This is a genomic window from Bacteroidota bacterium (genome assembly GCA_016714535.1).
Taxonomy (GTDB): Bacteria; Bacteroidota; Bacteroidia; order AKYH767-A; family OLB10; genus JADKFV01.
The window spans coordinates 228,581-254,130 of the sequence record JADKDR010000002.1 but is presented as its reverse complement, the minus strand read 5'-3'; the positions used below and the strand labels follow the sequence as shown (position 1 = coordinate 254,130).

Annotated in this window: 19 protein-coding genes; 5 read left to right on the top strand and 14 right to left on the bottom strand. The window is 38.5% G+C overall.

The features are described from left to right. Positions 1 to 203: 203 nt before the first annotated feature. The 7 genes from infB to IPO27_04200 all read right to left on the bottom strand — a co-directional run bounded on the left by infB (position 204) and on the right by IPO27_04200 (position 7,771). Positions 204 to 2,342: a translation initiation factor IF-2 gene (gene infB / locus IPO27_04230; GenBank protein ID MBK8845805.1), complete on the bottom strand. Its 2,139-nt coding sequence runs from the start codon at positions 2,340 to 2,342 to the stop codon at positions 204 to 206. A 182-nt stretch (positions 2,343 to 2,524) separates the two neighbouring features. Next, positions 2,525 to 3,169, bottom strand: coding sequence for a hypothetical protein (locus IPO27_04225; GenBank protein ID MBK8845804.1), 645 nt, complete (start codon positions 3,167 to 3,169; stop codon positions 2,525 to 2,527). Positions 3,170 to 3,220: 51 nt separating this feature from the next. Further along, positions 3,221 to 4,471 (bottom strand): transcription termination/antitermination protein NusA, encoded by a 1,251-nt coding sequence (gene nusA, locus IPO27_04220; GenBank protein ID MBK8845803.1) that lies wholly within the window; start codon positions 4,469 to 4,471, stop codon positions 3,221 to 3,223. Between the two features lie 54 nt (positions 4,472 to 4,525). Beyond that, positions 4,526 to 4,981: a ribosome assembly cofactor RimP gene (locus IPO27_04215; protein MBK8845802.1), complete on the bottom strand. Its 456-nt coding sequence runs from the start codon at positions 4,979 to 4,981 to the stop codon at positions 4,526 to 4,528. A 115-nt stretch (positions 4,982 to 5,096) separates the two neighbouring features. Then, on the bottom strand, positions 5,097 to 6,521 hold the full coding sequence (gene pyk, locus IPO27_04210; GenBank protein ID MBK8845801.1) for a pyruvate kinase: 1,425 nt from the start codon (positions 6,519 to 6,521) through the stop codon (positions 5,097 to 5,099). A 33-nt stretch (positions 6,522 to 6,554) separates the two neighbouring features. Beyond that, positions 6,555 to 6,986, bottom strand: coding sequence for an IPExxxVDY family protein (locus tag IPO27_04205; GenBank protein MBK8845800.1), 432 nt, complete (start codon positions 6,984 to 6,986; stop codon positions 6,555 to 6,557). A gap of 41 nt (positions 6,987 to 7,027) precedes the next feature. Further along, positions 7,028 to 7,771, bottom strand: coding sequence for a 1-acyl-sn-glycerol-3-phosphate acyltransferase (locus IPO27_04200; GenBank protein MBK8845799.1), 744 nt, complete (start codon positions 7,769 to 7,771; stop codon positions 7,028 to 7,030). Between the two features lie 520 nt (positions 7,772 to 8,291). On the opposite strand from IPO27_04200, the gene IPO27_04195 reads away from it, so the two are divergent. From IPO27_04195 to IPO27_04185, 3 genes are all read left to right on the top strand, one after another. Further along, the gene (locus IPO27_04195; protein MBK8845798.1) at positions 8,292 to 8,771 is read left to right on the top strand and encodes a histidine phosphatase family protein; all 480 of its coding nucleotides are present in this window, start codon (positions 8,292 to 8,294) and stop codon (positions 8,769 to 8,771) included. Further along, complete coding sequence (ppk1, locus tag IPO27_04190) at positions 8,768 to 10,831, top strand: polyphosphate kinase 1 (protein ID MBK8845797.1); 2,064 nt, start codon at positions 8,768 to 8,770, stop codon at positions 10,829 to 10,831. The genes IPO27_04195 and ppk1 overlap by 4 nt, the downstream gene beginning before the upstream one ends. Before the next feature lie 217 nt (positions 10,832 to 11,048). Continuing rightward, the gene (locus IPO27_04185; protein MBK8845796.1) at positions 11,049 to 11,951 is read left to right on the top strand and encodes an exopolyphosphatase; all 903 of its coding nucleotides are present in this window, start codon (positions 11,049 to 11,051) and stop codon (positions 11,949 to 11,951) included. Here IPO27_04185 and IPO27_04180 read toward each other — a convergent pair. From IPO27_04180 to IPO27_04165, 4 genes are all read right to left on the bottom strand, one after another. Beyond that, positions 11,940 to 14,741: a TonB-dependent receptor gene (locus tag IPO27_04180; GenBank protein MBK8845795.1), complete on the bottom strand. Its 2,802-nt coding sequence runs from the start codon at positions 14,739 to 14,741 to the stop codon at positions 11,940 to 11,942. The genes IPO27_04185 and IPO27_04180 overlap by 12 nt on opposite strands. Before the next feature lie 120 nt (positions 14,742 to 14,861). After that, positions 14,862 to 15,104, bottom strand: coding sequence for a T9SS type A sorting domain-containing protein (locus IPO27_04175; protein ID MBK8845794.1), 243 nt, complete (start codon positions 15,102 to 15,104; stop codon positions 14,862 to 14,864). 99 nt (positions 15,105 to 15,203) lie between these two features. Next, positions 15,204 to 15,704 (bottom strand): hypothetical protein, encoded by a 501-nt coding sequence (locus IPO27_04170; protein MBK8845793.1) that lies wholly within the window; start codon positions 15,702 to 15,704, stop codon positions 15,204 to 15,206. Positions 15,705 to 15,889: 185 nt separating this feature from the next. Then, positions 15,890 to 18,292, bottom strand: a complete 2,403-nt coding sequence (locus IPO27_04165) for a T9SS type A sorting domain-containing protein (protein MBK8845792.1) — start codon at positions 18,290 to 18,292, stop codon at positions 15,890 to 15,892. 261 nt (positions 18,293 to 18,553) lie between these two features. Here IPO27_04165 and IPO27_04160 point away from each other — a divergent pair, with 261 nt between their 5' ends. Both IPO27_04160 and IPO27_04155 read left to right on the top strand, forming a co-directional pair. Continuing rightward, positions 18,554 to 18,754, top strand: coding sequence for a hypothetical protein (locus tag IPO27_04160; protein ID MBK8845791.1), 201 nt, complete (start codon positions 18,554 to 18,556; stop codon positions 18,752 to 18,754). Positions 18,755 to 18,938: 184 nt separating this feature from the next. After that, positions 18,939 to 20,549 (top strand): hypothetical protein, encoded by a 1,611-nt coding sequence (locus IPO27_04155; GenBank protein ID MBK8845790.1) that lies wholly within the window; start codon positions 18,939 to 18,941, stop codon positions 20,547 to 20,549. Between the two features lie 202 nt (positions 20,550 to 20,751). Here the strand turns inward: IPO27_04155 and IPO27_04150 are convergent, their stop codons facing one another. The 3 genes from IPO27_04150 to IPO27_04140 form a co-directional block, all read right to left on the bottom strand. Further along, positions 20,752 to 23,193 (bottom strand): ribonucleoside-diphosphate reductase subunit alpha, encoded by a 2,442-nt coding sequence (locus tag IPO27_04150; GenBank protein MBK8845789.1) that lies wholly within the window; start codon positions 23,191 to 23,193, stop codon positions 20,752 to 20,754. Between the two features lie 221 nt (positions 23,194 to 23,414). Then, complete coding sequence (locus IPO27_04145; GenBank protein MBK8845788.1) at positions 23,415 to 24,410, bottom strand: ribonucleotide-diphosphate reductase subunit beta; 996 nt, start codon at positions 24,408 to 24,410, stop codon at positions 23,415 to 23,417. 628 nt (positions 24,411 to 25,038) lie between these two features. Continuing rightward, entirely contained in the window at positions 25,039 to 25,548 is a 510-nt protein-coding gene (locus tag IPO27_04140; protein ID MBK8845787.1) for a 6,7-dimethyl-8-ribityllumazine synthase, read from the bottom strand. Positions 25,549 to 25,550: the final 2 nt, after the last annotated feature.

Here is a 25,550-nt window from a genome sequence, read left to right as displayed (position 1 = left end):
CAATAATAGACTATATATCAGCTTATGTTTGCACTACTTGATGCCCTTAACTAACAAGGCTATGTTAATATAAACGGATGGAAGTTACATATATTTTTGAATGCTTTCTCATACTTTTTAAATTTAACAAATTGGTTGTTTTAAGGCAACAAAAAAAAGCCGGAGTTACAAACTCCGGCTTTATACTTCGTATATATGCTTGGTTACAAGGTGCGTTTTACTGCAACACTTTCATAACCTTCTACAATGTCACCAACTTTGATATCGTTAAAGTTCGCAATATTTAAACCGCATTCATAGCCTGATGAAACTTCCTTAACATCATCTTTGAAACGCTTAAGCGATGCCAGTTCGCCTGTAAATACTACAATACCATCGCGAATTATTCTGACTTTAGTATTTCGCGTTATTTTTCCATCAAGTACCATACATCCTGCAATGGTTCCAACTTTCGGAATCTTAAATGTTTCGCGAATTTCAATATTGCAGATAATCTTTTCTTCGTATTCAGGTGCCAATAAGCCTTCCATAGCGGCTTTTACTTCATTGATGGCATCATAAATAACGCTGTATAAGCGAATGTCTATTTCTTCCGTTTCGGCAAGCTTGCGCGCGGCCGGACTTGGGCGTACCTGGAAACCAACAATAATTGCTTCGGATGCGGAGGCTAGTAATACATCTGATTCGGAGATTTGTCCTACTGACTTATGTATCACATTTACCTGAATCTCTCCGGTGCTTAGTTTCAATAACGAATCGCTTAGAGCTTCTACCGATCCATCCACATCTCCTTTAACAATCAGATTTAATTCTTTAAAGTTACCTATTGCAAGACGTCTTCCAATTTCGTCAAGAGTAATATGTTTATGAGAACGAATACCTTGTTCGCGTTGTAATTGTGCTCTGCGATTGGCAATTTCACGTGCTTCGCGTTCATCATCCATGACGTTAAATTGATCGCCTGCTTGTGGCGCACCACTAAGACCAAGCAACATTACCGGAGTAGATGGGCCTGCACTTTTTAAACGATGCCCACGTTCGTCATACATCGCTTTTATACGACCACTGTGACATCCTGCTAATACTACATCACCAATTTGCATGGTGCCGGTTTGTACTAACATGGTCGCAACATATCCGCGTCCTTTGTCAAGAGTTGCTTCAATTACGGTTCCTTTTGCATTACGATTTGGATTTGCTTTTAATTCAAGCATCTCCGCTTCAAGCAATACCTTATCCAACAGCTTTTCTATATTCAAGCCTTTCTTTGCCGAAATTTCCTGGCTTTGAAATTTGCCTCCCCATTCTTCAACAAGGTAATTCATGGCAGATAGTTGTTCGTATATCTTGGTTGAATTAGCTCCGGGCTTATCAATCTTATTGATGGCAAATACAATGGGAACACCTGCAGCAGAGGCATGGTTAATGGCTTCTATGGTTTGAGGCATTACACTATCATCAGCTGCGATTACAATAATTGCCACATCGGTTACTTTTGCTCCACGTGCACGCATGGCTGTAAAAGCTTCGTGGCCGGGAGTATCAAGAAAACAAATTTTCTTGCCGCTCTCTAATGTTACTTCATATGCTCCTATGTGCTGTGTAATTCCTCCTGCTTCACCTGCTATAACATTGGCACTTCGCACGTGGTCAAGTAAACTTGTTTTACCATGATCTACGTGTCCCATAACGGTTACTATAGGTGCGCGTGATATTAAATCTTCAGCAGAATCTTCTTTTTCTTTAATGGCTTCCTGAACTTCGGCAGAAACAAATTCTACTTCATAGCCAAACTCTCCGGCAACTACGGTAATAGTTTCGGCATCGAGGCGTTGGTTAATAGACACAAACATACCAAGGCTCATACACGCAGAAATAATTTTGGTAACAGAAACATCCATCATTTTTGCAAGGTTATCGGCACTTACAAATTCGGTTACCTGAATTTTCTTGTCTATAACAACCTCTTCCGATTGTTGTGCCCTTACGCGTTCTTTTTCTTCACGTCTGCGTTTGTCGGCACCACTTTGCTTGCCACGCATGGCTTGTTGCACGCGCTTTAGCTGTTCCGAAATTTCTTGCGAGGTAATTTCTTTCTTCTCAGTTTCTGGCTTACGATTTTTATCAAATCTTCCTTTGGCACCCCCACCTGGATGTGGCTTATTAAATGGAGGTCTTGGGCCGGTTCCGCCTGTAGGGCCGGTTCCTGTGCCAGCAGGCCTTTGGTCGCTATTGCGGTATTTGTCAAACGTAGTATCGCTGGACGAAGCTTCGCGACCGGTACGTTTTCTTTTTTTCTTTAATCCTTTGTCATCTAATTTTTTGGGAGGAACGTTGCCAATAGGCTTGGCGTTTATTTTTGCCAGTTCTTCCGGAGTGATTCTACTGATAACGTTTGGCCCGAGTGATTTTTCTACACGGTCGGTAGCACGAATAACATCCGGCTCTTTCTTTTCCTCAATAATTATTGCCGGTGGAGGTGGGGCTGCAGGTGTTATTACTTCTTCAACCACAGCCTTATCAGCTACTGCAGGCTCACTGGGTATTCAACTTTGGTTTCTGTTTTCTTTGTACTCTTGCCTTTGGTTTCTTTTTTTGCTTCTGCGGTCTCTTCTGCTTTGGTGCCCGTAGATTTTTTCTTTGAAGGTGTTACCTCATCCAAGTCAATTTTATCAAGCACCTTGGGCGCTTTCTTGGTAATCTTGGCCTTTACAACTTCCAATTCCTGCACGACTTCTTTTTCGGCCGGTGCTTCCGGCACCACGGCTACTGGCTCTTCCTTGGGTGTTTCCTCTTTTGTATTTATAACATTTTTACCTGGAGTCTTTACACTATCTTCTTTAATCTTATCAAGCATATCCTTAAGGTCCAGTTCATCACCTTCGTCTGATTCCTGACGCTGACCTGTGCCGCTAGCTTTCGACTTAATGTCGATTACAACATTTTCTCTGCGACCCTTATCTTTAGCAAGGTTGTCGGCCGCCTCCCGTACTTTGCGGTCGCCCGCAAATTCTTTTTCGAGCAACTGATAGGCATCAGCACTCAGTTTGGTATTGGGGCCTTTGTCCAATACAAAGCCTATTCTGCTCAATATTTCTATTGCATGATCTTTGGCAATGTTGAACTCTTTCAGTGCCTGGCTAAATCGTATGCTTTTTTCTTCCGACATTAATATGTTTTAGTGGTATGACTTCTTTTTTCCTGAAAATGAATCTTCCTTTTATTCAAATTCAGATCTTAATATTTTTACTACCTCGCGGATAGTTTCTTCTTCCAAATCAGTGCGCTTTACTAAATCATCAAAGGACAATGACAGTACATTTTTTGCGGTATCGCAACCAATCTTTTTAAATTCTTCAAGTATCCATTGATCTATTTCATCTGTAAATTCATCTAAATCTACATCTTCGGATTCGTCTTCGCCTTCGCGATACACATCAATTTCGTAACCGGTAAGTTTTCCTGCCAGGCGTATGTTATGGCCGCCTTTGCCTATAGCAAGGCTTACCTGATCGGGTTTCATAAATACCGAAGCCCGTTTCGAATTTTCGTCAAGTTTAATTTCTGAAATTTTTGCCGGGCTTAGGGCTCGAGATATAAGTAGATTAATGTTGTTGGTAAAATTGATTACATCAATGTTTTCATTTCGCAACTCACGCACTATTCCATGTATGCGTGATCCTTTCATACCAACACAGGCTCCTACCGGATCAATGCGGTCGTCATAGGATTCAACAGCAACTTTGGCGCGCTCTCCCGGTTCACGTACAATTTTCTTTATGGTAATTAATCCATCGCCTACTTCGGGAACTTCTAACTCGAACAAACGCTCAAGAAATTCAGGAGCGGTGCGACTTAAAATAATTTTTGGTGTGCCACTTGTCATTTCAACGCGTAAAATAACTGCTCGTACATTGTCTCCTTTTTTATAAAAATCGGTTGGTATTTGTTCTCCTTTTGGAAGTATTAATTCATTGCCTTCATCATCTTTAAGCAAAATTTCTTTTTTCCAAATCTGATATACTTCTCCAATAATAATATCGCCCACTCGGTCTTTGTACTTTTGGTAGATGGTTTCCTTTTCAAGATCCAGAATTCGGCTTTTAAGATTTTGGCGTGCATTAAGCACTGACCTGCGCCCAAACGAGTCGAGTGTTACCTCTGTAGTTACTGTATCGCCAAGTTCAAAGTCATCGTCCACTTTTTTGGCCTCTATCAGACTGATGTGTTTATTTTCATCATAGTCAAAACTGTCTTCGGCAAATTCATCATCTACTACTTCGCGATTCCAATATATCTCAAGGTCACCTTTATCGGGGTTTACAATGATGTCAAAATTTTCGTCTGAGTTATATTTCTTGCGTATCATGGCTGAAAACACTTCTTTCAAAATGTTCATCATGGTAGCACGATCAATGTTTTTAAACTCTTTAAACTCGGCAAACGATTCAATTAAAATCTTGTGGTCCATTGCTGTTTCTTTTTTATGCAGGCATTGGTAAGGTTATCCTGCGTTTTGTTTTTTTTAAAAATTCAATATCAGTTTAGTTTCTTTTATCTTTTCGTATTCAAAATTGACAACTTCGGTTAAGGTAATTTTTTTGTTTTGCTCTTTTACCTTTCTTTGTACTTCAACACTGAATCCTTGATTATTAGCGCTTTTGAGTATGCCCCGGTATTCTTTTCCATCGGCATCTAATACACGCACTTCGCGATTTATTCTTCGCAAGTATTGCGCAGGTACCTTTAATGGGGTATCCATGCCCGGAGAACCTACTTCCAGTTCGTGCGTAAGGGTTAGCCCCACGGCTTCCATTTGATCGTACAATGCCCTGCTTAGGGCGCTGCATTCTTCGATGGTAATACCGGCAGGTTTATCTATGCTTACAGCTACTTTGCCGAGGCTCATTTTTACCTCTACTAAAAACTGATCATCTTTTAATAATGATGCCACCCGGCTGCTTATATCGTTCACATTCATAGCTAACAAAAAAGGGGACTTTCGTTCCCCTTATCCTTTCATTATCGTGGTGCAAATGTAATGATTTATTTTAAAAACGGAAATAAAAAATTACGGGAGGTCTTAAAATCAGGATTTAATCAATAGCATTAATCTTTATGGTGTTGGCACGGCCGCGCGCTTGCAACGGAGTGCTGAAAATGTGTATGACTATATCCCCCTTGTTTACATATTTTTTTTCTTCGATAAATTCTTTTATGTCTGTAATGTTTTCATCGGTGTGGTGGTATTTATCGTAAAAGAAGCCCTGTATGCCCCACACAAGGCTGAATTGGGTAAGAAGCAAATGATTGTCAGTAAACACATAGATGTTGGCTTTGGGTCGTTGGGCTGCTATGCGCTGCGCGCTATAGCCACTGTGGGTCATGGTTACAATGGCGCTTGCATTGCATTGTTGTGCTATAACACAGGCATTATAGGTAGTGCTGTCGCTAATAAAAGTGCGCGACTCCCGGTTGGGGGCGTGGTTGTGGTAATAAATTCCTTCGTTTTTCTGCACAGTCATAATAATACGTAGCATGTGCTGCACCACATTTACAGGGTCTCTGCCTACCGATGTTTCGGCACTAAGCATAACCGCATCGGCTCCATCAATCACACTGTTGCCCACATCGTTTACCTCGGCCCGGGTTGGGCGCTGATTGCTTATCATGCTTTCCATCATTTGGGTTGCTATAATTACTGGCTTGCCCGCTTCTATGCACTTTTGCACAATCATTTTTTGAATAAGTGGCACTTCTTCCAACGGAATCTCAACGCCAAGGTCGCCACGGGCTACCATTACACCATCAGCTACAGCTATTATCTGGTCTATATCAGCAACCGCTTCAGGTTTTTCTATCTTGGCTATTGTTTTGCTGGTTTTATTCTTATACCGTATTACACTTTTTAATGCTTCTAAGTCGCGCGCACTTCTGATAAAGGAAAGGCCTATCCATTCTACATCATTGTCCAGTGCAAATTCCAGATCTTCTTTATCCTTAGGGGTTAATGATGGAAGCGAAATTTTTGTGTTAGGAAGATTTAATCCTTTTTTACTTGAGAGTATGCCCCCATCAACCACCAGTGCTTTTACTTCGTCCAGATTGTTATTGCTAAGTACCTTGAGTTCAATATTTCCATCATCTATCAATATTCTATCCCCTGCTTTGACGTCTTTTATAAAAGAAGGATATTTTACATAGATGCGCTTGTTGTTGCCAATGCTTTCTTTGGTGGTCAATGCAACTTCTTGGCCATTAGTTAGTTCTGCGTGTGCACTGTCAATTTCACCAATCCTGATTTTGGGGCCTTGCAAATCAAAGAGGATGGCCACATTGGTTTTCAGCTTGTCATTCAGTTTGCGCAAATCATCAATAATTTGCTTCTGATCTTCGCGCTTACCATGCGAAGCATTAATTCGCAATACATTGGCACCGGCCAATATGAGTTGTTCCAACACCGCTGGCGATTGCGATGCCGGACCTATGGTTGCTATTATTTTTGTTTTATTCATTATCATTTATCAAGAATCTCTTTTTGTTATTGCTAGTTATTAAAATAGTAAATTATCGCGGTGTTGAAGTTTTAAGGCAACGATATCAAAAACCATTTGTACATTTTTTATCGAAAACAAACTCTTATGCAAGGGTTCAATATTGCCCGGGTAGTAAGGCAAAAAAATCATAAAGTAATCTGCCAGTTGCATTTCGGGAATAAGGCGGTGTTCGTTGCTTTTGTTTTGTATCAGTATGGTTTGAAAATTGGAAGTATCTGTAAAAACATATTTACTAAAACCAACCGGAGCCATTTTGAGGCCAAAGCTAATGCAATGATCATCCACTTTTTCGAGGCTTATATCGAGTACGCGGTTTATCTCATGACATAAGCGATAGTCGCGCATAGGTGTATTGATGCCGAGCAATGTAAAATTATACTCTTCTTTGTTATATGCTTGCTTACGGGTAAGCGTATCTTTCTTTGCCATGTAAGATTTTGCGAGATGCAAAAATAGTTTAAATATTAATCTTACTTATGGGTAAGGTGTTTATTAATTGCATTAAATGTGTGCTGACGCAATTGGCTTACATCGCTGTTTTGCAAATGGGAGGAGCTCACAGGCGCTTCAAAGTGTATGCGGCAAAGGCCCGGCCTGCCGCCAAACTTGCGCATGGTGCGGTTGTCAGGCATTAGTTGATGATTATCTAAAAATATTACCGGAACAATATCTACCTTGTTTTCAAGCGCGAGGCGAAAAGCTCCGTTCTTAAAATTACCCAACTCAGGTGTATGAACCGGAATGGTGCCTTCGGGAAAGATGACAATTGAAATATTTTTTTGCAGATCGTGATTGGCGCGCTTGTATGAGCCATGCGACTCTTTCATGCTGTTTCGGTTTACAGGGATATTCATCTTTTTAAAAAAAATATTGAAAAGCGGAATGGCAGTTAATTCTGCCTTGCCCATGATGTGGAAGTAATGATTGATAGCCACGTAGCTTGTTGCAATATCAAGATAGGATGAATGATTGATGCAAAACACATAAGTTTTTTTCTTATCTAATGGCACCGTAAACGAAATTTTTTTTCGAATGCCCGACAGCACAAATAGCAAGTTAGCATTGAAACGCATGAGCCTAAAGCCAATGTGAAAGTATTTTGGATTGCTTAACAAAATATACAACACCGGATACCACAGTAAAAAGAGGCATATTCCAACCAGAAAAAACCACCAACGCCAAAGGTTACCAAAAATAATTTTTACAATCTGCATATTTTATCTTGGCAGCAAATGTACGTGCAATAAGCATATATTTTTGTTTGACTTACCTCACTGTGCATTTTAAAAAAAATAACACCCATTTATTTAAAAGAACAGGATTAAAATTTTTAATTACACTTAGTTTATGCAAAGTGTACCCTAACGTATATGGTTATTGTTACAGCGAAGGGTAATCTAAATTGAAATCGCTACCCACCTAATCGCATTCAATTGTCTTGGTATTTAATTGTTACGTTAAATTCGAACTTATTACAAAAATGTGTATAGCGGCAAGCATAGCGTTTCAAGTTGCAGTATGGGTAGAAAGCAGTTGCCAATAAACACTGACTTCATTTTTAGTGTGTATAAAAATAGGTTAAGCAAGCATTGGAGATTAGCTTGCAGTTTATTATGGCATTAGTATATGTGAAATAATTATTAAGTATTCGTTACTTAATTATTGTTTTTAATTAACCAGTATGCTTTCTATGTTAATATTTGGCATTTTTACCGGAATAAAAACAAAACGTATATGAAGCAGCTAGTGTTAATAAGGCATGGAACAGCAGTAAAGGGTGGGAGCTTTGGCGATATTTGCAGGCCCCTTAAGAAAACTGGTGTTGCTGAAATTATAAGAACAAGTGCCCAGTTACATAATCAGAAGGTTTCCTTTAGTCATATTTACTCAAGCCCTGCAGCAAGATGTTACGATACCGCCTTGGTTTTAGCAACTGAGTTTAATATGGATTTTAGCCGCATCCACTTTCTTCCAGAGTTGTACATGTGCGACTCAAAAACACTACTGCAAGTTGTAGGTAAGTTTGATAATAAGCAGCAAAGGATGTGTTTGGTAGGTCATAATCCTTGCCTGGATGAGGTGATAGCCTCCCTGCAATTTAAGGAAATGTATAGCATGCAAAAGGGCGATGCCATGGTGTTGCAATCAAAAGCAGCAACGTGGAGCAAGTTTTTTGATACAGCTGAGTTGAGACATTATTTACCCTTGGTATGAGTGCTGATGTTCCAATTATAAACCGCGAATTAAGCTGGCTTTCTTTTAACGAGCGTGTGTTGCAGGAAGCACAAGATAAGAGTGTCCCATTGCTTGAGCGTCTTCGCTTTCTGGGAATTTACTCTAATAATCAGGACGAGTTTTATCGTGTACGTGTAGCCTTCTATAAACGCTTGGAGCGCCTCGATAAAACTACTTTAAAAAAATTGCACATACCTGTTGATCCAACTTTTTTGCTCGATCAAATTCAAGAAAAGGTACTTGAGTTAAGCGAGCAGTTTGAAGAAACCTATACCCAAATATTAAAAGAACTAGTGCTCAATAGCATTTTCATCATTAACAATAAGCAATTATCTAAAACACAATCAAGCTATATTAAGCAATTATTCCAGACTGAAATTAGCACGCACATTGCTCCTGTGTTTTTAAATTCGCAGAATAAATTTCCTCATATCAAAGACCGCACTGCTTACCTTGCGGTAGAAATTTTTTCGAAAGCCGGAAAACGTTCTGTTTATATTATTGAAATTGTTACCGCATCGCATTCCAGATTTATTGTATTGCCCCCCGAAAATAAATATGTTATCCTACTAGATGATGTTATCAGGCATTGCCTGGAAGATATCTTTTATCACCAGGATTACGAAGAAATTAACGCCTATACATTTAAGATTACACGTGATGCCGAGCTAACTATTGATAATGATTTGGAAAAAAGCATTGTCAAAAAAATTTCAGACAGTGTTAAGAAACGAAAAACAGGCAGGCCTACCCGCCTGGCGTATGATGACAATATGCCAAACTATATTCTGAACATGCTGATGAAGGGCTTGCAACTAATGAAAAGCGACAATGTGCTGCCGGGTGGCATTTATCATAATTTCAGAGACTTTATTAAGTTCCCGAATATTGGGAAGGCAGCATTACGTTTTCACACAAACGATCCTGTGCGACATGCCATGATGCCACTAAAATCGAGTATTTTTAACCTAATTTCGAAAAGGGATGTTTTACTTTATTATCCATATAACACCTTTAATCATGTACTCGAGTTTATAATTGAAGCATCGTTGGATATAAATACCAAAGAGATTTTTATCACCTTATATCGCGTTGCACGCAATAGCAAAATTGTAAATGCATTAATACACGCACTTAAGAATGGAAAAAAGGTGACATGCATTATTGAAGTTACAGCTCGTTTCGATGAGGAGAATAATATAAAGCAAGCAGCACAATTAATTGAAGAAGGAGCAAATGTAATCTATGGTGTTCCCGGGTATAAAGTGCACAGCAAACTGTTGCTTATTACACGGCTTGAGGATAAGCAGCTAAGCAGATACGCTTATATTAGTACCGGAAATTTTAACGAAGACACCGCTCGCATCTACAGCGACTATGGTCTGTTTACCAAAAATTCTAAAATAACATCTGAAATTGCATCACAGTTTGGTTATTACATGGACAATATCAAGCGTCATTCATTTCAACAGCTATTGGTTGCTCCTCATAGCATGCGCCCAAAGCTTGAAAAATTTATTAAAACCGAAATTGAAATTGCCGAAAAGGGAATGGAAGCAGAAATAATTATTAAAGCCAATAGCATTACTGACGAATCAATAATAAAGCAATTATACGAAGCATCACAAAAGGGTGTAAAAATCAGGCTAATCGTAAGAGGCATTTGCTCTATACAATGCAAAATACCGGGGATAAGTGATAACATAGAAGCCATGAGTCTGGTAGGCCGATATTTGGAACATGCCCGCGTGTACTGTTTTAGAAATAAGGGCGACCCTAAAGTGTACATTTCATCGGCCGACATGATGTCGCGAAATTTAGATAACCGCTCCGAGGTAGCAATTCCAATACTTGATGAAGAAATTAAAAAATTTATTATTTCGAATTTAGAAATGCAATGGCAGGATAAGGTAAAGGCAAGGTCGCTAAATATTGCTACATTAAATCAATATCGTCTGCAAACAAACCAAGTCGGTGCTAAAAAGTTGAACTATCAGGAATGGCAGTATCAGCAATTAAAATTTTCTACACAGGCTTAAGGTCTATAGCGGATGCAAACAACGGCTTAAAGCTTGAAGGGAATTCAATTAAAAATTATGTTGAGCTACAAGTCCTGTTGTTGAAAACAAATTTTTATTACAGACGGCAAAACTATCTAACTGCTAATTTTACAGACTTAATAAACTGTCTTTGTCTTAAAAATAGTAAGGCATAGAGGCCTTTATTACATTAATAAAAATTGATTAAACTTCAATCATGAAATTTGCTGCAATTGATATAGGAAGTAACGCTGCAAGGCTGCTGTTTTGCAATGTTTTTGAAAGAGAAAAAGAAATAGTTTTTAAAAAGGAAGAGCTGTTCCGTGTTCCTATAAGGTTGGGCGAAGATGTTTTTTCAAAAGGTTACATATCTGATGAAAAGAAAGAACGCCTGATAAAAATTGTGCATGCTTTTTCTTTGTTAATTGATGTTGGTCAGGTAATTTCATACCGCGCCTGTGCAACAGCTGCCATGCGCGAAGCAGCAAATGGGCAGCAAATTTTAGAGGAGATAAAAAAAATAACAGGGATTAATGTTGAAGTGATAGACGGTAGCACCGAGGCTCAACTTATTTATGCTAATCACATTGCAGAAGAGCTCGAACCCAACATTGGCTATTTATATATTGATGTGGGTGGCGGCAGCACCGAGTGCACCCTATTCTATAATGGTAAAACAATTTTTTCGCGCTCCTATAATATTGGTACCATCCGCATGTTGCAAAACAAGGTAAGCAAAGAATATTTTTCAGAATTCAAAAGTCAGATAAGAGAATTAACAGCGGACTACAAAGCACTAGTAGGCATTGGTAGCGGTGGCAACATCAATAAGATTATAAAGATGGCAAAAAAGCAAAACAAGCCACTTACACTTGCAAAACTTCATGAAATAAATGATAACATAAAAAGTTACAGCCTTAACGATCGCATCGAAGTTTTGGGGCTAAAACCTGACAGGGCAGATGTAATAGAACCTGCATTAAAAATATTTATTACCATAATGGAACATACAGGCATCAATTATCTTGTGGTGCCCGAAATTGGTTTGGCCGATGGCATAGTGCATGCATTGTATGAAACCCATAAATCAAATCAACAAGGTAACTTACTACCAGCGTAAAGTTAACTGCAAACTTCCACCGCTGCCATAAATAAATTTACGCATAAGGTTATCATTTTCTGCAATAAATGTTTTTGATTTATCTACGTCTTGATAATAGGTATCGGGTTGATTCAGTATATCACTTAGCGTGAATCGTATTTCACCAAATTTTGAAATCGTTTTTGATATAGAAATGTCAACCAGCTCGCGGGGTGCTTGCATAATGTCAGGAAAATTATCGCTTCCGGTAACGATTACCCTACGTCCTATCTTATTGTATAAAATAGTGATTCCTAGTCCTGATTTAGTTGTTCGGTAATCCAACCCTGCATTAATCACATAAGGCGACTGTCCTTGCAGTGCCCTTTCGCTCTCATAAGAATTAGGTATGGATGATAAATCCAGATTACTTTGTAAAAAGGTCATATTAGAAACCAAAAAAAGGTTGTTGAAAAACTTACTATTCTCTAAAAAACCTTGACTCGCGAGTTTTATTCTGGTTTCGAATTCGATGCCGTAACACTCCGCACTGGTTAGGTTAGCATAGGTGAAAATACGCGAACCTCCGCCTGACGAGTTATCATAAACTACTTCGATAGGACTGATAAAATTTTTGTAAAACAGCGAGGCAGAAACAAACTGACCATTAGTTGGATAGAAATCAAAGCGCAAATCATAATTGTAAATAGTAGTAGACTTTAAGTTCGAGTTGCCACGTACGGATGATACTTCGATAAAGTCATAAAAGGCAAAAGGTGCCAGCTCTCTAAACTCAGGCCGCGCCACAGTATTACTATAAGCCAAACGAATTTTCGTTTTGGCGCTTGTATTTATTATTACATTGACTGAAGGTAGCCAATTCTTAAAAGTTGTGGTGGCAACCGAATCTTTTTGATTTACAGTTGTACACAAGGTCTGTGACTTTTTTTCGTAACGCACTCCATATCTTAACGTAATTGATTTAAATATTGTATTATCAAGCATTAAGTATCCTGCATTGTTTGCCGAAGTGGCTTTGTATTGGGCAATATCGTTTGTAATATCAACCAGTCTGAATTTTTTTGCATCTATATTTTCTGCTAAAAAAAGCGAATCCTGAGGCAAAAGTGTAAGGTTATAGTTAAGTGGGTTGCCCAATACGTATCCTAGCACGCGTGCACCAAAACTTCTTTCGCGGTCAATTTGAAGGTAACCTGCTTTAATAAGTTGATTCTTATTTTTAAGATTTAATGGCATGGAGTAATCCACTTTATACGTATTCGTAATATCATTTAATGTGCTGAAAAATTTACCGGCTAAGGCGGGATTGCTGCTGCCAAATGGCACTTGTGCAAAATAGGTGGTGGTATCAATCAAGTCTGAAGTGGTAAATAACATTTTTCTTAAATTGGGAATACTGCGATAGAGATTAGTGACCGAATACCCTAAGGTCAATTTAGCATTTAATGGTTTTATTTCTTGCTCATATTGTAAAAGTCCTGAGGCAAAATTGGTAATTACATATTCATTTGAGTTTGCTCTTTCAAGCCTTGATGCTGTATAACTGATTCCTTCGCGCATCAGGTTTCGTTCGGTAGCGTTGCCCCCTAGCAATAATTTTACAGATAATTTTCCGTGAGTACGTATCTTATAGGTTATACCAGAAAGTAACCCGGAATTGTGTTGCTGTTGATAAATTGTGTCGGTGAAGCTGAATAATTTGCCTTGCAAATCGAAATCGTTGCGTTCTTCGGCAATTATCATGCGATTGTTTAATGTACGAAACCCACTAAGCAATATTCCTCCTTTGTTTTTAAATAAATTAAAACTAAGAGAAGTAGCTATTTGAAAACTTTGATTGAGGGGAACTTTATCTTTTGTTTCAAGCAACCAATCATTATTTATTCTTTTACTTTGTAATGCTTGATTTGTTAACGATAGTTTTTTGTATGATAGTGCATCCGGAAAATCTTCTGGTAAATTGCGATCACCATTATCATAACCAAGCCAGTTTTTTTTGCTGCCAGCGTATTGCACTGCAGATTGAAAGGTGGTTTGAGTGTTGCCACCAACACTGCCTGAGACTTGTATAAAATTTTCATTGTTAACATCACGAGTATTAACTTGAATTAATCCCCCAGCAAATTCGCCAGGCATTTCCGGAGAGGCCGTTTTTGAAACAATCACATTGTCAATTAAACTAGAAGGCAGTAAGTCGAAACTAAATGCTTTGCGATCGGGTTCTGAACTTGATAATGGCATATTATTGAGCATGGCATAATTGTAGCGATCTATTAAGCCACGCACTACTACATAACGATTTTCAACTACGCTTACTCCACTCAATCGTTTAAGTGCTTCGCCAACATTTTTATCAGGTGATTTTTTAATCGCATCTTGACCCAAAGCAGTAGACATACTAATGCTGTTTTGTAACAAGTTGACTAGATACATGGTTGAGCTTTTGTTTGCTTCTGCAGAAACCTCTACGGTAGCTATTTCTTCGCCTGCAACTTCCATTTCAATATAAACAATGGTTGTTGATTTATTTTTTGTTTCAATGCCAGAAATTTTTGTGCTTTTATATCCCAAATAGGTAACAACTAGGTTCACCTTTTTTTGCGTAGAATCACAAATAATGGAATACTTGCCATTTAGGTCTGAAATACTGCCTGTGGTAGTTCCTTCTATTACAACACTTGCACCAATTAGCAACTCTTTGGTTGACTTGTCTATAACGATACCTTCAATTTTGGTACCTTGAGCCAAGGTACTTTGACTAAGTAAAAGAAAAAAAAACAACAATGAAACTAAGTATAAATACTTCATTTATTTTATTGAATAAGTTGGTGATTAATAAAAAACAAAAAGTGGGTAAGTCATTATTATGACAACAAATTGCACATGCTTTTACGCATGTACAATTTGTGAACAAAATGTAAAACAGGGTTAGTTGGTTTTTAGAATTTTAATATGTTGAATGCTATTGTCAGTAGATACGCTCAAAAAATAAAAACCATTAGGCAGGCCCAATGTGTTTATTATAAGCGATTGGTTTTGGCGGCTATATTGGGTATTTACACTGTTGCCACTTAAATCATATAACATATATGTAGCATTCTCATTTGCATGATCCAAAGTAACATTAATCAAGTCGGTGCATGGATTAGGATATACTTTAACATTGCCCATGTTGGTTTCAGCCGATAAAGCAGCTGTTGTGTTAAATAATATAACATCATCTATATAAAAATCTGTACCTATGTGGAGTGAGTCATAGGCTCTAAATAATCAACTATAGAGAAATCGATAAAAATTGGTGGCGTTTCCACCTTGCGAGTAATCAATTTTCTTTGCTACTTCTGTCCAACTCGAAATAGGGGTTGTAATAATTTCCTGGTCAAGCCAAATATCTGATAGTGTGTTTGCATCATGAATTCCAATAGATATAATGAGCATGTCGCCTCCTACCGGATTAAACTTAAAAAAATATCGTACACTATCATAATTCGAACTTACTGGAAATCCTAGAAAATTATTTGATAGCGTTGCTGAAGTTAATTGTGGTCCGCCTATTTGCCCATTACTATTTATGGCAACAACACCGTGAACGCAGGATTGACCTCCATGAGCATTTGCCGATTGATAAATGGTACTATCGTAACCATTTTGAATACTCGTGTACCAATCACTTGGTTCATTATTTGTCCAAACTTCAAAGTCATTGTTTGGTACTTGAGCATTAACATATGCGCAGAATAAAGTGAATACTAGAATAAATGTTTTTTTCATTTTTTTTGTTTTTTCTTTTTTAATTAGGTTTTTTAGAGATTGCAAATGTTTACCTATTTACCTTATGGTATGTTATATGTAGATTACTAATAAATAACCAAATTGTTATTGCATAGGTTATACTAATATTGAAGAAATAAAAAAGGGGGAGCCTTTGCTCCCCCAAACTAAAAATAGAAAAAAACTTACTTTACAATGGATAGCAGGTTGGTGCTGTTTAATTCACCATTGATATACATTTTAATGGTATAAATACCATTTGGCAATTCACTAGTAGTTATATTAATTAAGCTATTGCCTGCATTATGCATTTGATCTGCATTCAACATTATTACTTTTCCAAGTTGATCTACTACCTCAACCTTTACCATTGCATCTGCATTTAGCTCGAACTCAATATTAGCGTTGTTTGTTGCCCGGTTAGGATATACCGACATTGGAGCGTTTAGTTGCAAGCTTAAGTCGTTTGACTCGCGTGCAGTAGTTATATTTATAGGACAAGAAGCTCCAAAACAGGCTGTATCTCTGCCAATTATGGTTCTAACACTTACATTATATGTTTGGCCTACTTGTAATGCAGGAGAAACATTGCTCAACACAAATCCAGTTAAATTACCAACTTTAGTTGCATACACTACGGTAGGGTTGTTGGCGTTCCTAAATTCGTAAAGCACCTTATTGGTGCCTGTTACTGCAACGCATGCTAATGAGCCTGTGGTAGCAGAATAATTCTTATTGCACTTAGCAGCAGTTAATTGCGTAGGAGTTATACTTACCGGAAAGGTTTTGGCAACACTAGAAGATGTGCAACCATTATTTCCTGTAACCACTACATTATAATTTCCTGCAAGTGTTGGAGTAATAGTTCTAGTGTTGCTATTGCTAATATTAAATCCATTCCGCTTCCATTGATAAGCAGGAAATGCAATTGTAACACCCAAACTTGTTACGTTATTTAAACATGATGCTCCTACCTGCGGAGTAGCAGGATCTGGTTTGCGAGTAAGGTTGATATTGTTAGATAGTCTGCTGCAACCTGCGGCATTGGTTACTTGAAGTTTATAGCCGCCTGTAGCTGTAGCAGTGTAGGTAGCTGCATTTGCATTAAGTAAAGGAGTGGCGCCATTAAACCACTGATAGGCTATTACAGGAGAGGTGCTGCTTGTTATCAATTTCGATTTACAAAATTGTAATGGTGAAGGAGAACTAATAGTTACCGTTGGTGCATTGTTAATACCTACACCTGCATTAGTATATAAGTTTTCGTAATCTGTATTTTGACAATCAAAGTTTGCCCAGCATTTTGTCCAATCGCTATTTCCAAAGGCACCACAATAGTTGACTACTTCAAAGAATGGGTCACTTAAATTTCCGTTTGTAAACGCAGCGCTATTTAAAGCCGGAGAGTTTACCATTGGTAAAAAATTGGGATTAACCAGATTGAATGCATCAGTCAACATAATATCGCTGTTGTTGGTATAGGTTAGGTTATTATAACTGCCGGTCGCTGCCCAAGTGGTTGTATTAAAGCTGCTTCCTGGATTCTGCGTATGTGTAGTTGCATTGGGCACTCCTGACGTTAAAACATTTTGCCACTCCAAAGCTCCGTTGTTTGCATTGTTTTCACATGATGTGCCATCTACCCACAGACCAAAATTCCATCCCATCACCAATGAATTATATATTTTTTGATTTGTATTTCTTCTAAGACGAGCACCAGCCTTATAATTCGCATTGGCAGTGCCGCCTGTTGTGGGGTAAGGTCCACATAGTGTAACATTTGAAAAACGTGCGCTAGTCAACGGACTGTTGGTAGATCCAGTAGCATCATTATCACTTTCGAAAGCATGAGAGCCGCTTACATCAGCCGCATTAGGATCGCGCAACCCAACTGCAAATTGAACTAAGCCGTTGTAACCTAAGTCGGTGTCAAAATCATCGTCTAGTCCACGATATGCAATTAAGTGTTTTGCATTTACAGTGCCACCAAAAAATTCATACGAATCATCACCACAAAAAGACACCATTACATAATCGATGATGGTTCCCGAGCCAACACCACCGCATGTTAGTCCGTTTATTTCGCTATTTGGTTGAAAGGCTATACCTGCAAACTCAATACGAACATAACGTAATATGCCGCTATTGTCTGTAGGGTTGTTTCCACCATATTCTCCATCTGGAGCTGTAAATCCGCCTTCAATAATGGCTGTACCCCCCGGACTGTTTAGTGGGGCATTTCCCAATATAATTAAACCACCCCAATCACCGTATGAACGCGATCCCGGAGATTGCTCTGATGTGAAAACGATAGGACTTCCTGCAGTTCCATTTGCGATGATTTGTGAACCTCGTGTAATAATCAACGAACCTTGTGTAGCATTTTCTCCAACGATAATTGTTCCAGGTTGAATTGTTAGAATGGCGTTGTTCTTCACAAAGATTTTTCCCTGAAGCAAGTAAGTGTTATTACTTGTCCAGGTAGTGTTGCTCGTAATGTTTGCTGAAACACCTACTAAAGCTGCGTGTACCCAATTTGCCATTATTAATAAAATGGCAGTAGCGATGAATGCGAAATTTTTTCTCATAATTTTTTTTTTGATTTTTAAAAGATGCCGCAAAAATGCACTGTGGATATTACGTTAGTATTACTGCGACATTAAATCAATAATATACTAGGATTACCAAAACCTTATCAAGTGAAATTATTAAATTCGTAATACATGAGAAATTTTAGGAATTGCAAAATTAATTTGCAAAGAAGTTAAAATGTAAAACCAATAGTATAAAGATAATATTGGTTTCATCTTGTAATAATACCCTGTAAGTAGTTTTGAAAAAAAAATAAAATGTCAATTTTAATATTTTATAGTGCAGCAAGAATTGAAAGTGTTACCTGCAATAGATGTGGAAATGAAATGGTGAGAATAAGAAAATCGCGTATTGGAAAATTTATCAATATCATTACACTAAATATTTTAAAAATAAAAAAATTCTATTGCCCTTATTGTCATCATGAGTCAACCAAAACAGCATTCAACAGGCTCTAAGTAAATTTTTTTTTCATATTTACTATTACGCATAAAATGGTGACTCAACGAAAGAGATAAAATTAAGAAAAAAGTTTAAGGCCATTTAAGTTGGCTAAATTTTATTTTATAGCTTTACGAAAATTAAAACTTTAACAGTCTCTTAATGATGTCGCTTATGAAAAACATTTTCAAAAAAAGATTTTTGCATCTATTCTTCGTGTTGCTTTTTGGCAATTTTATTCAAGCCTACAGTTTGAATGTTGTTGTGGTTGAAAGCCAATCGTATGCGGGCCATGTAATGGATACCGTATGGAATTCGTTGCTAACAAGTTTAGGGCATACCGTAACGATTTCTCCGCAAACTATTCTTGATAACAATTCTTTTTTTGCAACTACCGATGTGCTAATTGTAGCATCCGGTATAATTACTTTACCGGCTAACAGGGTTGCCACCATTCAAGATTTCCTGTTGAGTGGAAAAAGTGTTTACCTGCAGTCAGAATATCAAATGGCATATTCTACTTCGCAAGCCTATCAATACATTGTAAATAATAACGGTGGTAGTTTTAGTTGGATTCAAGAATTGTCGGGCGATCTTTTTCCAACTATTGCATACAGCACCTTTGCCACTACACCAAATGTAGTAAATCCACTTAATTATTTTTGGTATGGTATAAAGGGTTGCGCTGGAGTAGATGAATCGCCTATATTAGCTCATCTGGGGCAAGATTTGGGTTTCATGTTTATGCCCGCTGCATCAGGCATTGGTAATATAGCAACAACCAGCGATCAGGATTGGATTCGCACTGCTGATATCGATGATTTGAATTTGATGCATAATATTTTTGAAATGCTAATAGATACTGCTGCTACCAATAGTCAAGTGGTAAGCACTCTAGCATTAGGTAACGATACCACTTATTGCAATGGCGATACCATTACTTTACAAGCGGGTACCTATTATAACACTTACTTATGGAGTAATGGCAGTACCGATGCAAGCATAGTGGTAACAACGCCCGGCACGTATTGGGTTAGTGTGTCCAACAATTCCTGTGGTAGCCTCACTGATAGTGTTGTGCTATCATTTACCAACTGTGGTGGTCTGCCGCCTATTGCGGCACTTAGCAGCAGCGATACCACATGGTGCGACAAAAACTGCATTAATTTTTCTGATATGTCGCAATTTGTTCCTACACAGTGGCAATGGTATTTTGCAGGTGCATCGCCCACTACTTCTACCGATCAGCATCCCCAAAATATTTGTTATAATAATTACGGAAGTTTTGATGTAGCCCTGGTGGCTTGCAATGCCAATGGGTGCGATAGTATTTTCTTACCAGCATTTATCACTGAGTTTCAATTGCCTCAGCAACCTGTTCTTACTACAAACTTTGATACCTTGTTTTCTTCTACTGCATTCAGTTATCAATGGTATAATGTAAATAATGCAACTCAGGTGCTTGGCACAAACCAATGGTTTGTGCCTGCGGTAGCAGGAAATTATTTTGTGCTTATTAGCGATAGTAACGGCTGTCAGGTGCCTTCGGCTACAATAGGTATTACAATAGGCATTGACGATGTGCCTGACTATAAAAACTCAGGCATACGTTATAATGCCGATGAGCAAATGTTGTATGTAGGGCAACAGCACTTTGCAAGTACATTACGCATTTATAGCATTGATGGAAGATTGGTGCACGAATCAAAAGCCAACGCAGGCAAAGTAGACGTGAGTTTTATTAAACCAGGAGTTTATACCGTTGTAATTAATGGTGCCTATAAAATAAGATTTGCCGTAACGGCAAATTGAGTTGATCTGCTTATTTGCATGGCTTAATTATTTTGATGTTTCATCGTTATCTTGGTTTTCGACAATAACGTATTATATTGTTTGTGTTCTAAATCGTAAGAAGATTAAAGCAAAAGAAGGTAAGATGCCATTATCATAAAGGCGAAAAAAAAACGCAGAAGTTAACTCCTGCGTTTTGTATAGATGTTAAATGAAAGTTGCATTACGAGCCACAATACAAGCACCCGTCCGGATCGTCAAGCGAACAACTTATTTGTGCATCAACATCGGTGGCAACAATAGTTTCGGTAGCGGCATGTGTAACGGTGTCGGTATGTGCGACAACCGCTTTAGGTACAATGGCTTCTGCAGTAGGATAGGAATTGGGAGCCTCGTCCATGTATTTCTTCTCTACCGTAAATTTTATGGCATCGGTTGCCGCTTTGGTACGCAAGTAGTACATGCCGGTTTTAAGCCCTTTTTCCCATGCATAAAAATGCATGCTTGTAAGCTTGGCAAAGTTAACGTCTTGTATAAATACATTCATACTTTGACTTTGATCGATATACGCACCGCGTTCAGCAGCCATATCAATTATGGTGCGCTGTTTAATTTCCCATACGGTTTTATATAAGTCACGTATTTCCTGCGGAATTTCTTTTAGGTGTTGTATGCTACCATTAGCTGCTACAAGTTTATTTTTCATATCACTGTTCCACAAGCCAAGGCTGATAAGGTCGTTTAGCAGGTGCTTGTTTACTATGATAAATTCGCCACTTAATACACGTCTTACATAGATATTGCTTGTGTATGGTTCAAAGCATTCGTTATTGCCCAATATTTGCGATGTGCTAGCGGTAGGCATTGGTGCCATTAACAAGGAATTGCGAACACCGTATTTGGCAATTTCATCACGAAGTACACTCCACTCCCAACGGTCGGTTGGTTTTACATTCCACATATCAAACTGCAGCACGCCTTTGCTTACCGGGCTGCCTGCATATGTTTCGTAGGCACCATCGCGCTTTGCCAAATCTTTACTTGCTGTAAGCGCGGCATAGTACATGGTTTCAAATATCTCGCGATTGAGCAGACGTGCATCTTCGCTTTCAAACGGATAACGCAATAAGATAAAGGCATCGGCCAAACCTTGCACACCAAGGCCTATAGGGCGGTGACGCATGTTACTAGTAAGTGCTTCAGGAACCGGGTAATAATTTACATCAATTATCTTGTTCAGGTTTTTGGTAGCTTCATACGTTACTTCAAACAATTTGTTGTGATCAAATTTGCCATCGATAACAAAACGTGGGAGTGCAAGAGAAGCTAGGTTGCAAACAGCAATTTCATCGGGCGAAGTGTATTCAATAATTTCGGTGCACAGGTTGCTGCTCTTTATAGTTCCTAAATTTTGTTGATTGCTCTTGCCATTGGCAGCATCCTTATACAATATGTAAGGCGTGCCTGTTTCCATTTGGCTCTCGAGTATCTTCATCCACAACTCGCGGGCAGGAATGGTTTTACGTGCACGACCTTCGCTTTCATATCGTTCAAACAATTGTTCGAACTCAGCACCCCAGCAATCGCTAAGGCCCGGAGCCTCGTTAGGACAAAATAAACTCCAGGTGCCTTCTTCCTTAATCCGTTTCATAAACAAATCAGGTATCCACAAGGCATAAAATAAATCACGCGCACGAATCTCGTCTTTACCCTGATTCTTCTTTAAATCAAGAAAATCAAAAATATCGCTATGCCATGGTTCAAGATAGATTGCAAAAGAGCCTTTGCGCTTACCACCACCCTGATCAACATAGCGTGCAGTATCATTAAATACCTTTAACATAGGAACAATGCCATTGCTTGTGCCATTGGTACCGCGTATGTAACTGCCGGTAGCACGTATGTCGTGTATACTTAATCCAATGCCTCCGGCACTCTGCGATATCTTGGCACACTGATGCAGTGTTTGATAAATACCATCGATACTATCCGAGTTCATGGTAAGTAAAAAGCAAGATGATAGCTGAGGCTTTGGTGTACCTGCATTGAACAAGGTAGGAGTTGCGTGGGTAAACCAACGCTCACTCATATAGGCATAGGTTTTAATGGCGCTCTCTATATCTTCTTTGTGTATGCCGATGGACACACGCATTAACATATGTTGTGGGCGCTCTACAACTTTATTGTTTATTTTTAGAAGATAGGATTTTTCGAGTGTCTTAAATCCGAAGTAATCGTATCCAAAATCACGGTCATAGATAATCGTGCTGTCGAGCAAGTCAGCATTTCTTACCACTATCTGCCACACATCATCAGCAAGCAAGGGTGCTTTTTTTCCGGTCTTTGGATCAATGTATTCATACAGCAAACGCATGGTTTCGCTAAATGATTTTAGCGTATTCTTATGCAGATTGCTTACAGCAATGCGGGAGGCAAGCTGAGCATAATCTGGATGACGCACCGTAAGGGTGGCTGCAGTTTCGGCAGCAAGATTATCCAACTCAGTAGTGGTAACACCATCGTACAAGCCTTCGATAACTTTTTGGGCTACCGTTAGTGCATTTACATGCTGTGGATTTAGTTTGTAACAAAGCTTTTCAATTCGCGCAGTAATCTTGTCGAATTTTACGCTTTCTTGTTTTCCATCTCGTTTAATTACGTACATAGTGTAAAGGGATTTTTTTGATTTAGTTTGAAAAATACGTGTTTTGGGCTTTTGAATAAGCCACTGAATCTATTGCGTTAATGTGAACAGTTAAGAGTAGAAAGTTGGTTGGTGATTTAAGGTTAGAACAACTCCTCTACAGATTTAGATATTTGACTATTACCGTTAACGCACACCGGTAACCACATCGCATATCCAATTATATTTTTTACATTCAGATTTTAAAAATCTTCATCAAAACTCAGATTATTAGTTACCCGATTTTCGTCCTGAGCATTCATTGCTGACTCTACCATTTTCGATTTTACCGATCCTTTAACATACTCACTCACACGCTTTTCAAAGAAATTGGTTTTACCCTGGAGCGCTATCATGTCCATAAAATCAAATGGATTTTCAACATTATAAATCTTTGGGTAACCCAAAGAAACCAATAAATGGTCAGCCACAAATTCAATATACTGACACATTAGTTTAGAATTCATTCCTATTAACGAAACCGGAAGTGCGTCTGTAACAAACTCATGTTCGCAAGCTACAGCATCTTTAATCATATCATAAATGCGCTCTTGCGACAATTTGTTTTCCATCATGCCATAAAGCAAGCAAGCGAAATCGCGATGCATACCTTCGTCACGCGAAATAAGTTCGTTGCTAAAACTTAAGCCGGGCATAAGGCCACGCTTCTTTAACCAGAAAATAGAACAAAACGAGCCACTAAAGAAAATGCCTTCTACACATGCGAAAGCCACCAGGCGCTCAATAAAACTTCCATTTTGAATCCAACGTAATGCCCACGAAGCCTTTCTCTGCACACATGGCACCGTATCTACTGCATGGAAGAGATAATTTTTTTCGGCTGTGTCCTTAATATAAGTATCAATAAGCAGCGAATACATTTCGCTGTGTATGTTTTCAATCATGATTTGGAAACCATAAAAGCAACGCGCTTCAGGAATTTGCACCTCGCTTAAAAAGCCTACTGCAAGGTTTTCGTTTACAATACCATCGCTGGCAGCAAAAAATGCCAGTACATGCTTTATAAAGTGTTGCTCGTCTTTGCTAAGTTTTTCCCAATCGCGTAGGTCTTGATGCAGGTCAACCTCCTCAGCTGTCCAAAAACTCATTTCTGCATTTTTATACATCTCCCATATTTGGGGGTACTTTATTGGAAAGAGAACAAAGCGGTCTTTATTTTCTTCGAGCAATACTTCCATAGTCCGAATTTAATTATTAATAAATTACTAAATAAATGTTTCCTGATTTGTCTGTTTCATATTCAGTTGATTTATTCTGTTGCGGGTGCTTTGGTACAGTTTAAGGTGTATATTATGCACAGTTAAAAAGATGTATCAACTAAGTTAAGAACGCAGACCTTAAATAACTGATTTGCTTGTTATGCTTACGGCTATTTTTCAGGGTTACAAATTTTGAATAAAGTTAAGCGCTAACAAAGCTTATTTTGTTGACAAGCCTTTGTATTTTTTAACAAAAGATAGGTTGATAATTTAAATGGTAAATAATTTTTGAAATATTAAAATTTATCGTAATGGAAAAGAGCCAATCGGATTAAAAACCACGTGAATGAAAATCTGATTTTTGTTTTTTGGCACAAGGGATTACGAGTGGGGCAAATACGAGTACTTCATTTATGATTATTAATAAAATGCTAAAAAATAATTAACAAATCGAAATTATTCATTCCGAAGACTTCGGAAGGTTAAGCGCAAATGGAGGTCAGTTTAATGTGTGTAAAGTGATTTTATCCGTTTTATCTCCATTTAGTTATTCGAGGTCTCACTTACGAAAAAAAATTCGCACTTAAGGTCGCTTCCCACCAGGCTTTTAGGCAGTGCTGCCTAGTTTTTTTGCAAGTGCAATCATTTGCAAAGCGGTCGCTGCGGCCTCAACCCCTTTATTGCCATGTTTGCCACCGGCACGGGCAAGAGCCTGCTCCATCGTGTTTGTAGTGAGCACACCAAATATAACAGGCATAGCATTGGCTGCACCTAAGTGGGCCAATGAAGTAGCTACCGCACTGCATATAAAATCGAAGTGACGGGTTTCACCTTGTATAACACAACCGATGCAAATTATTGCATCGTATTCATTGCTGCCGTGCGCAGCAAGCAGCATGCCTGTGGCAGCAGGTAATTCGAAGGTGCCGGGCACCTCAAGCAATTTTAAATTTCGGGGTTTTACTCCTGCTTTTTTCAATATCCGCATGCAACCTTGTTGCAATGCGGAGGTTACTTCGCTATTCCATTCCGAGGTGATTATAGCTATCCGAAAATCAACAGCATTGGGCAGTGATGAATGATCAACCTGAGAAAGATTTTTCTTTTTTGTTGCCATAG

What these genes read in the sequence shown, in the direction of transcription:
- IPO27_04215 (MBK8845802.1), bottom strand. Translation starts at nt 4,981, where the DNA reads ATGAATGTGAACGATATAAGCAGCCGGGTGGCATCATTATTAAAAGAT.
- ppk1 (MBK8845797.1), top strand. Translation starts at nt 8,768, where the DNA reads ATGAGTGCTGATGTTCCAATTATAAACCGCGAATTAAGCTGGCTTTCT.
- IPO27_04175 (MBK8845794.1), bottom strand. Translation starts at nt 15,104, where the DNA reads ATGGGCAATGTTAAAGTATATCCTAATCCATGCACCGACTTGATTAAT.
- IPO27_04170 (MBK8845793.1), bottom strand. Translation starts at nt 15,704, where the DNA reads ATGAAAAAAACATTTATTCTAGTATTCACTTTATTCTGCGCATATGTT.
- IPO27_04185 (MBK8845796.1), top strand. Translation starts at nt 11,049, where the DNA reads ATGAAATTTGCTGCAATTGATATAGGAAGTAACGCTGCAAGGCTGCTG.
- pyk (MBK8845801.1), bottom strand. Translation starts at nt 6,521, where the DNA reads ATGATAATGAATAAAACAAAAATAATAGCAACCATAGGTCCGGCATCG.
- IPO27_04150 (MBK8845789.1), bottom strand. Translation starts at nt 23,193, where the DNA reads ATGTACGTAATTAAACGAGATGGAAAACAAGAAAGCGTAAAATTCGAC.
- IPO27_04140 (MBK8845787.1), bottom strand. Translation starts at nt 25,548, where the DNA reads ATGGCAACAAAAAAGAAAAATCTTTCTCAGGTTGATCATTCATCACTG.
- IPO27_04180 (MBK8845795.1), bottom strand. Translation starts at nt 14,741, where the DNA reads ATGAAGTATTTATACTTAGTTTCATTGTTGTTTTTTTTTCTTTTACTT.
- IPO27_04205 (MBK8845800.1), bottom strand. Translation starts at nt 6,986, where the DNA reads ATGGCAAAGAAAGATACGCTTACCCGTAAGCAAGCATATAACAAAGAA.
- IPO27_04225 (MBK8845804.1), bottom strand. Translation starts at nt 3,169, where the DNA reads ATGTCGGAAGAAAAAAGCATACGATTTAGCCAGGCACTGAAAGAGTTC.
- nusA (MBK8845803.1), bottom strand. Translation starts at nt 4,471, where the DNA reads ATGGACCACAAGATTTTAATTGAATCGTTTGCCGAGTTTAAAGAGTTT.
- IPO27_04200 (MBK8845799.1), bottom strand. Translation starts at nt 7,771, where the DNA reads ATGCAGATTGTAAAAATTATTTTTGGTAACCTTTGGCGTTGGTGGTTT.
- IPO27_04145 (MBK8845788.1), bottom strand. Translation starts at nt 24,410, where the DNA reads ATGGAAGTATTGCTCGAAGAAAATAAAGACCGCTTTGTTCTCTTTCCA.
- IPO27_04165 (MBK8845792.1), bottom strand. Translation starts at nt 18,292, where the DNA reads ATGAGAAAAAATTTCGCATTCATCGCTACTGCCATTTTATTAATAATG.
- IPO27_04160 (MBK8845791.1), top strand. Translation starts at nt 18,554, where the DNA reads ATGTCAATTTTAATATTTTATAGTGCAGCAAGAATTGAAAGTGTTACC.
- IPO27_04195 (MBK8845798.1), top strand. Translation starts at nt 8,292, where the DNA reads ATGAAGCAGCTAGTGTTAATAAGGCATGGAACAGCAGTAAAGGGTGGG.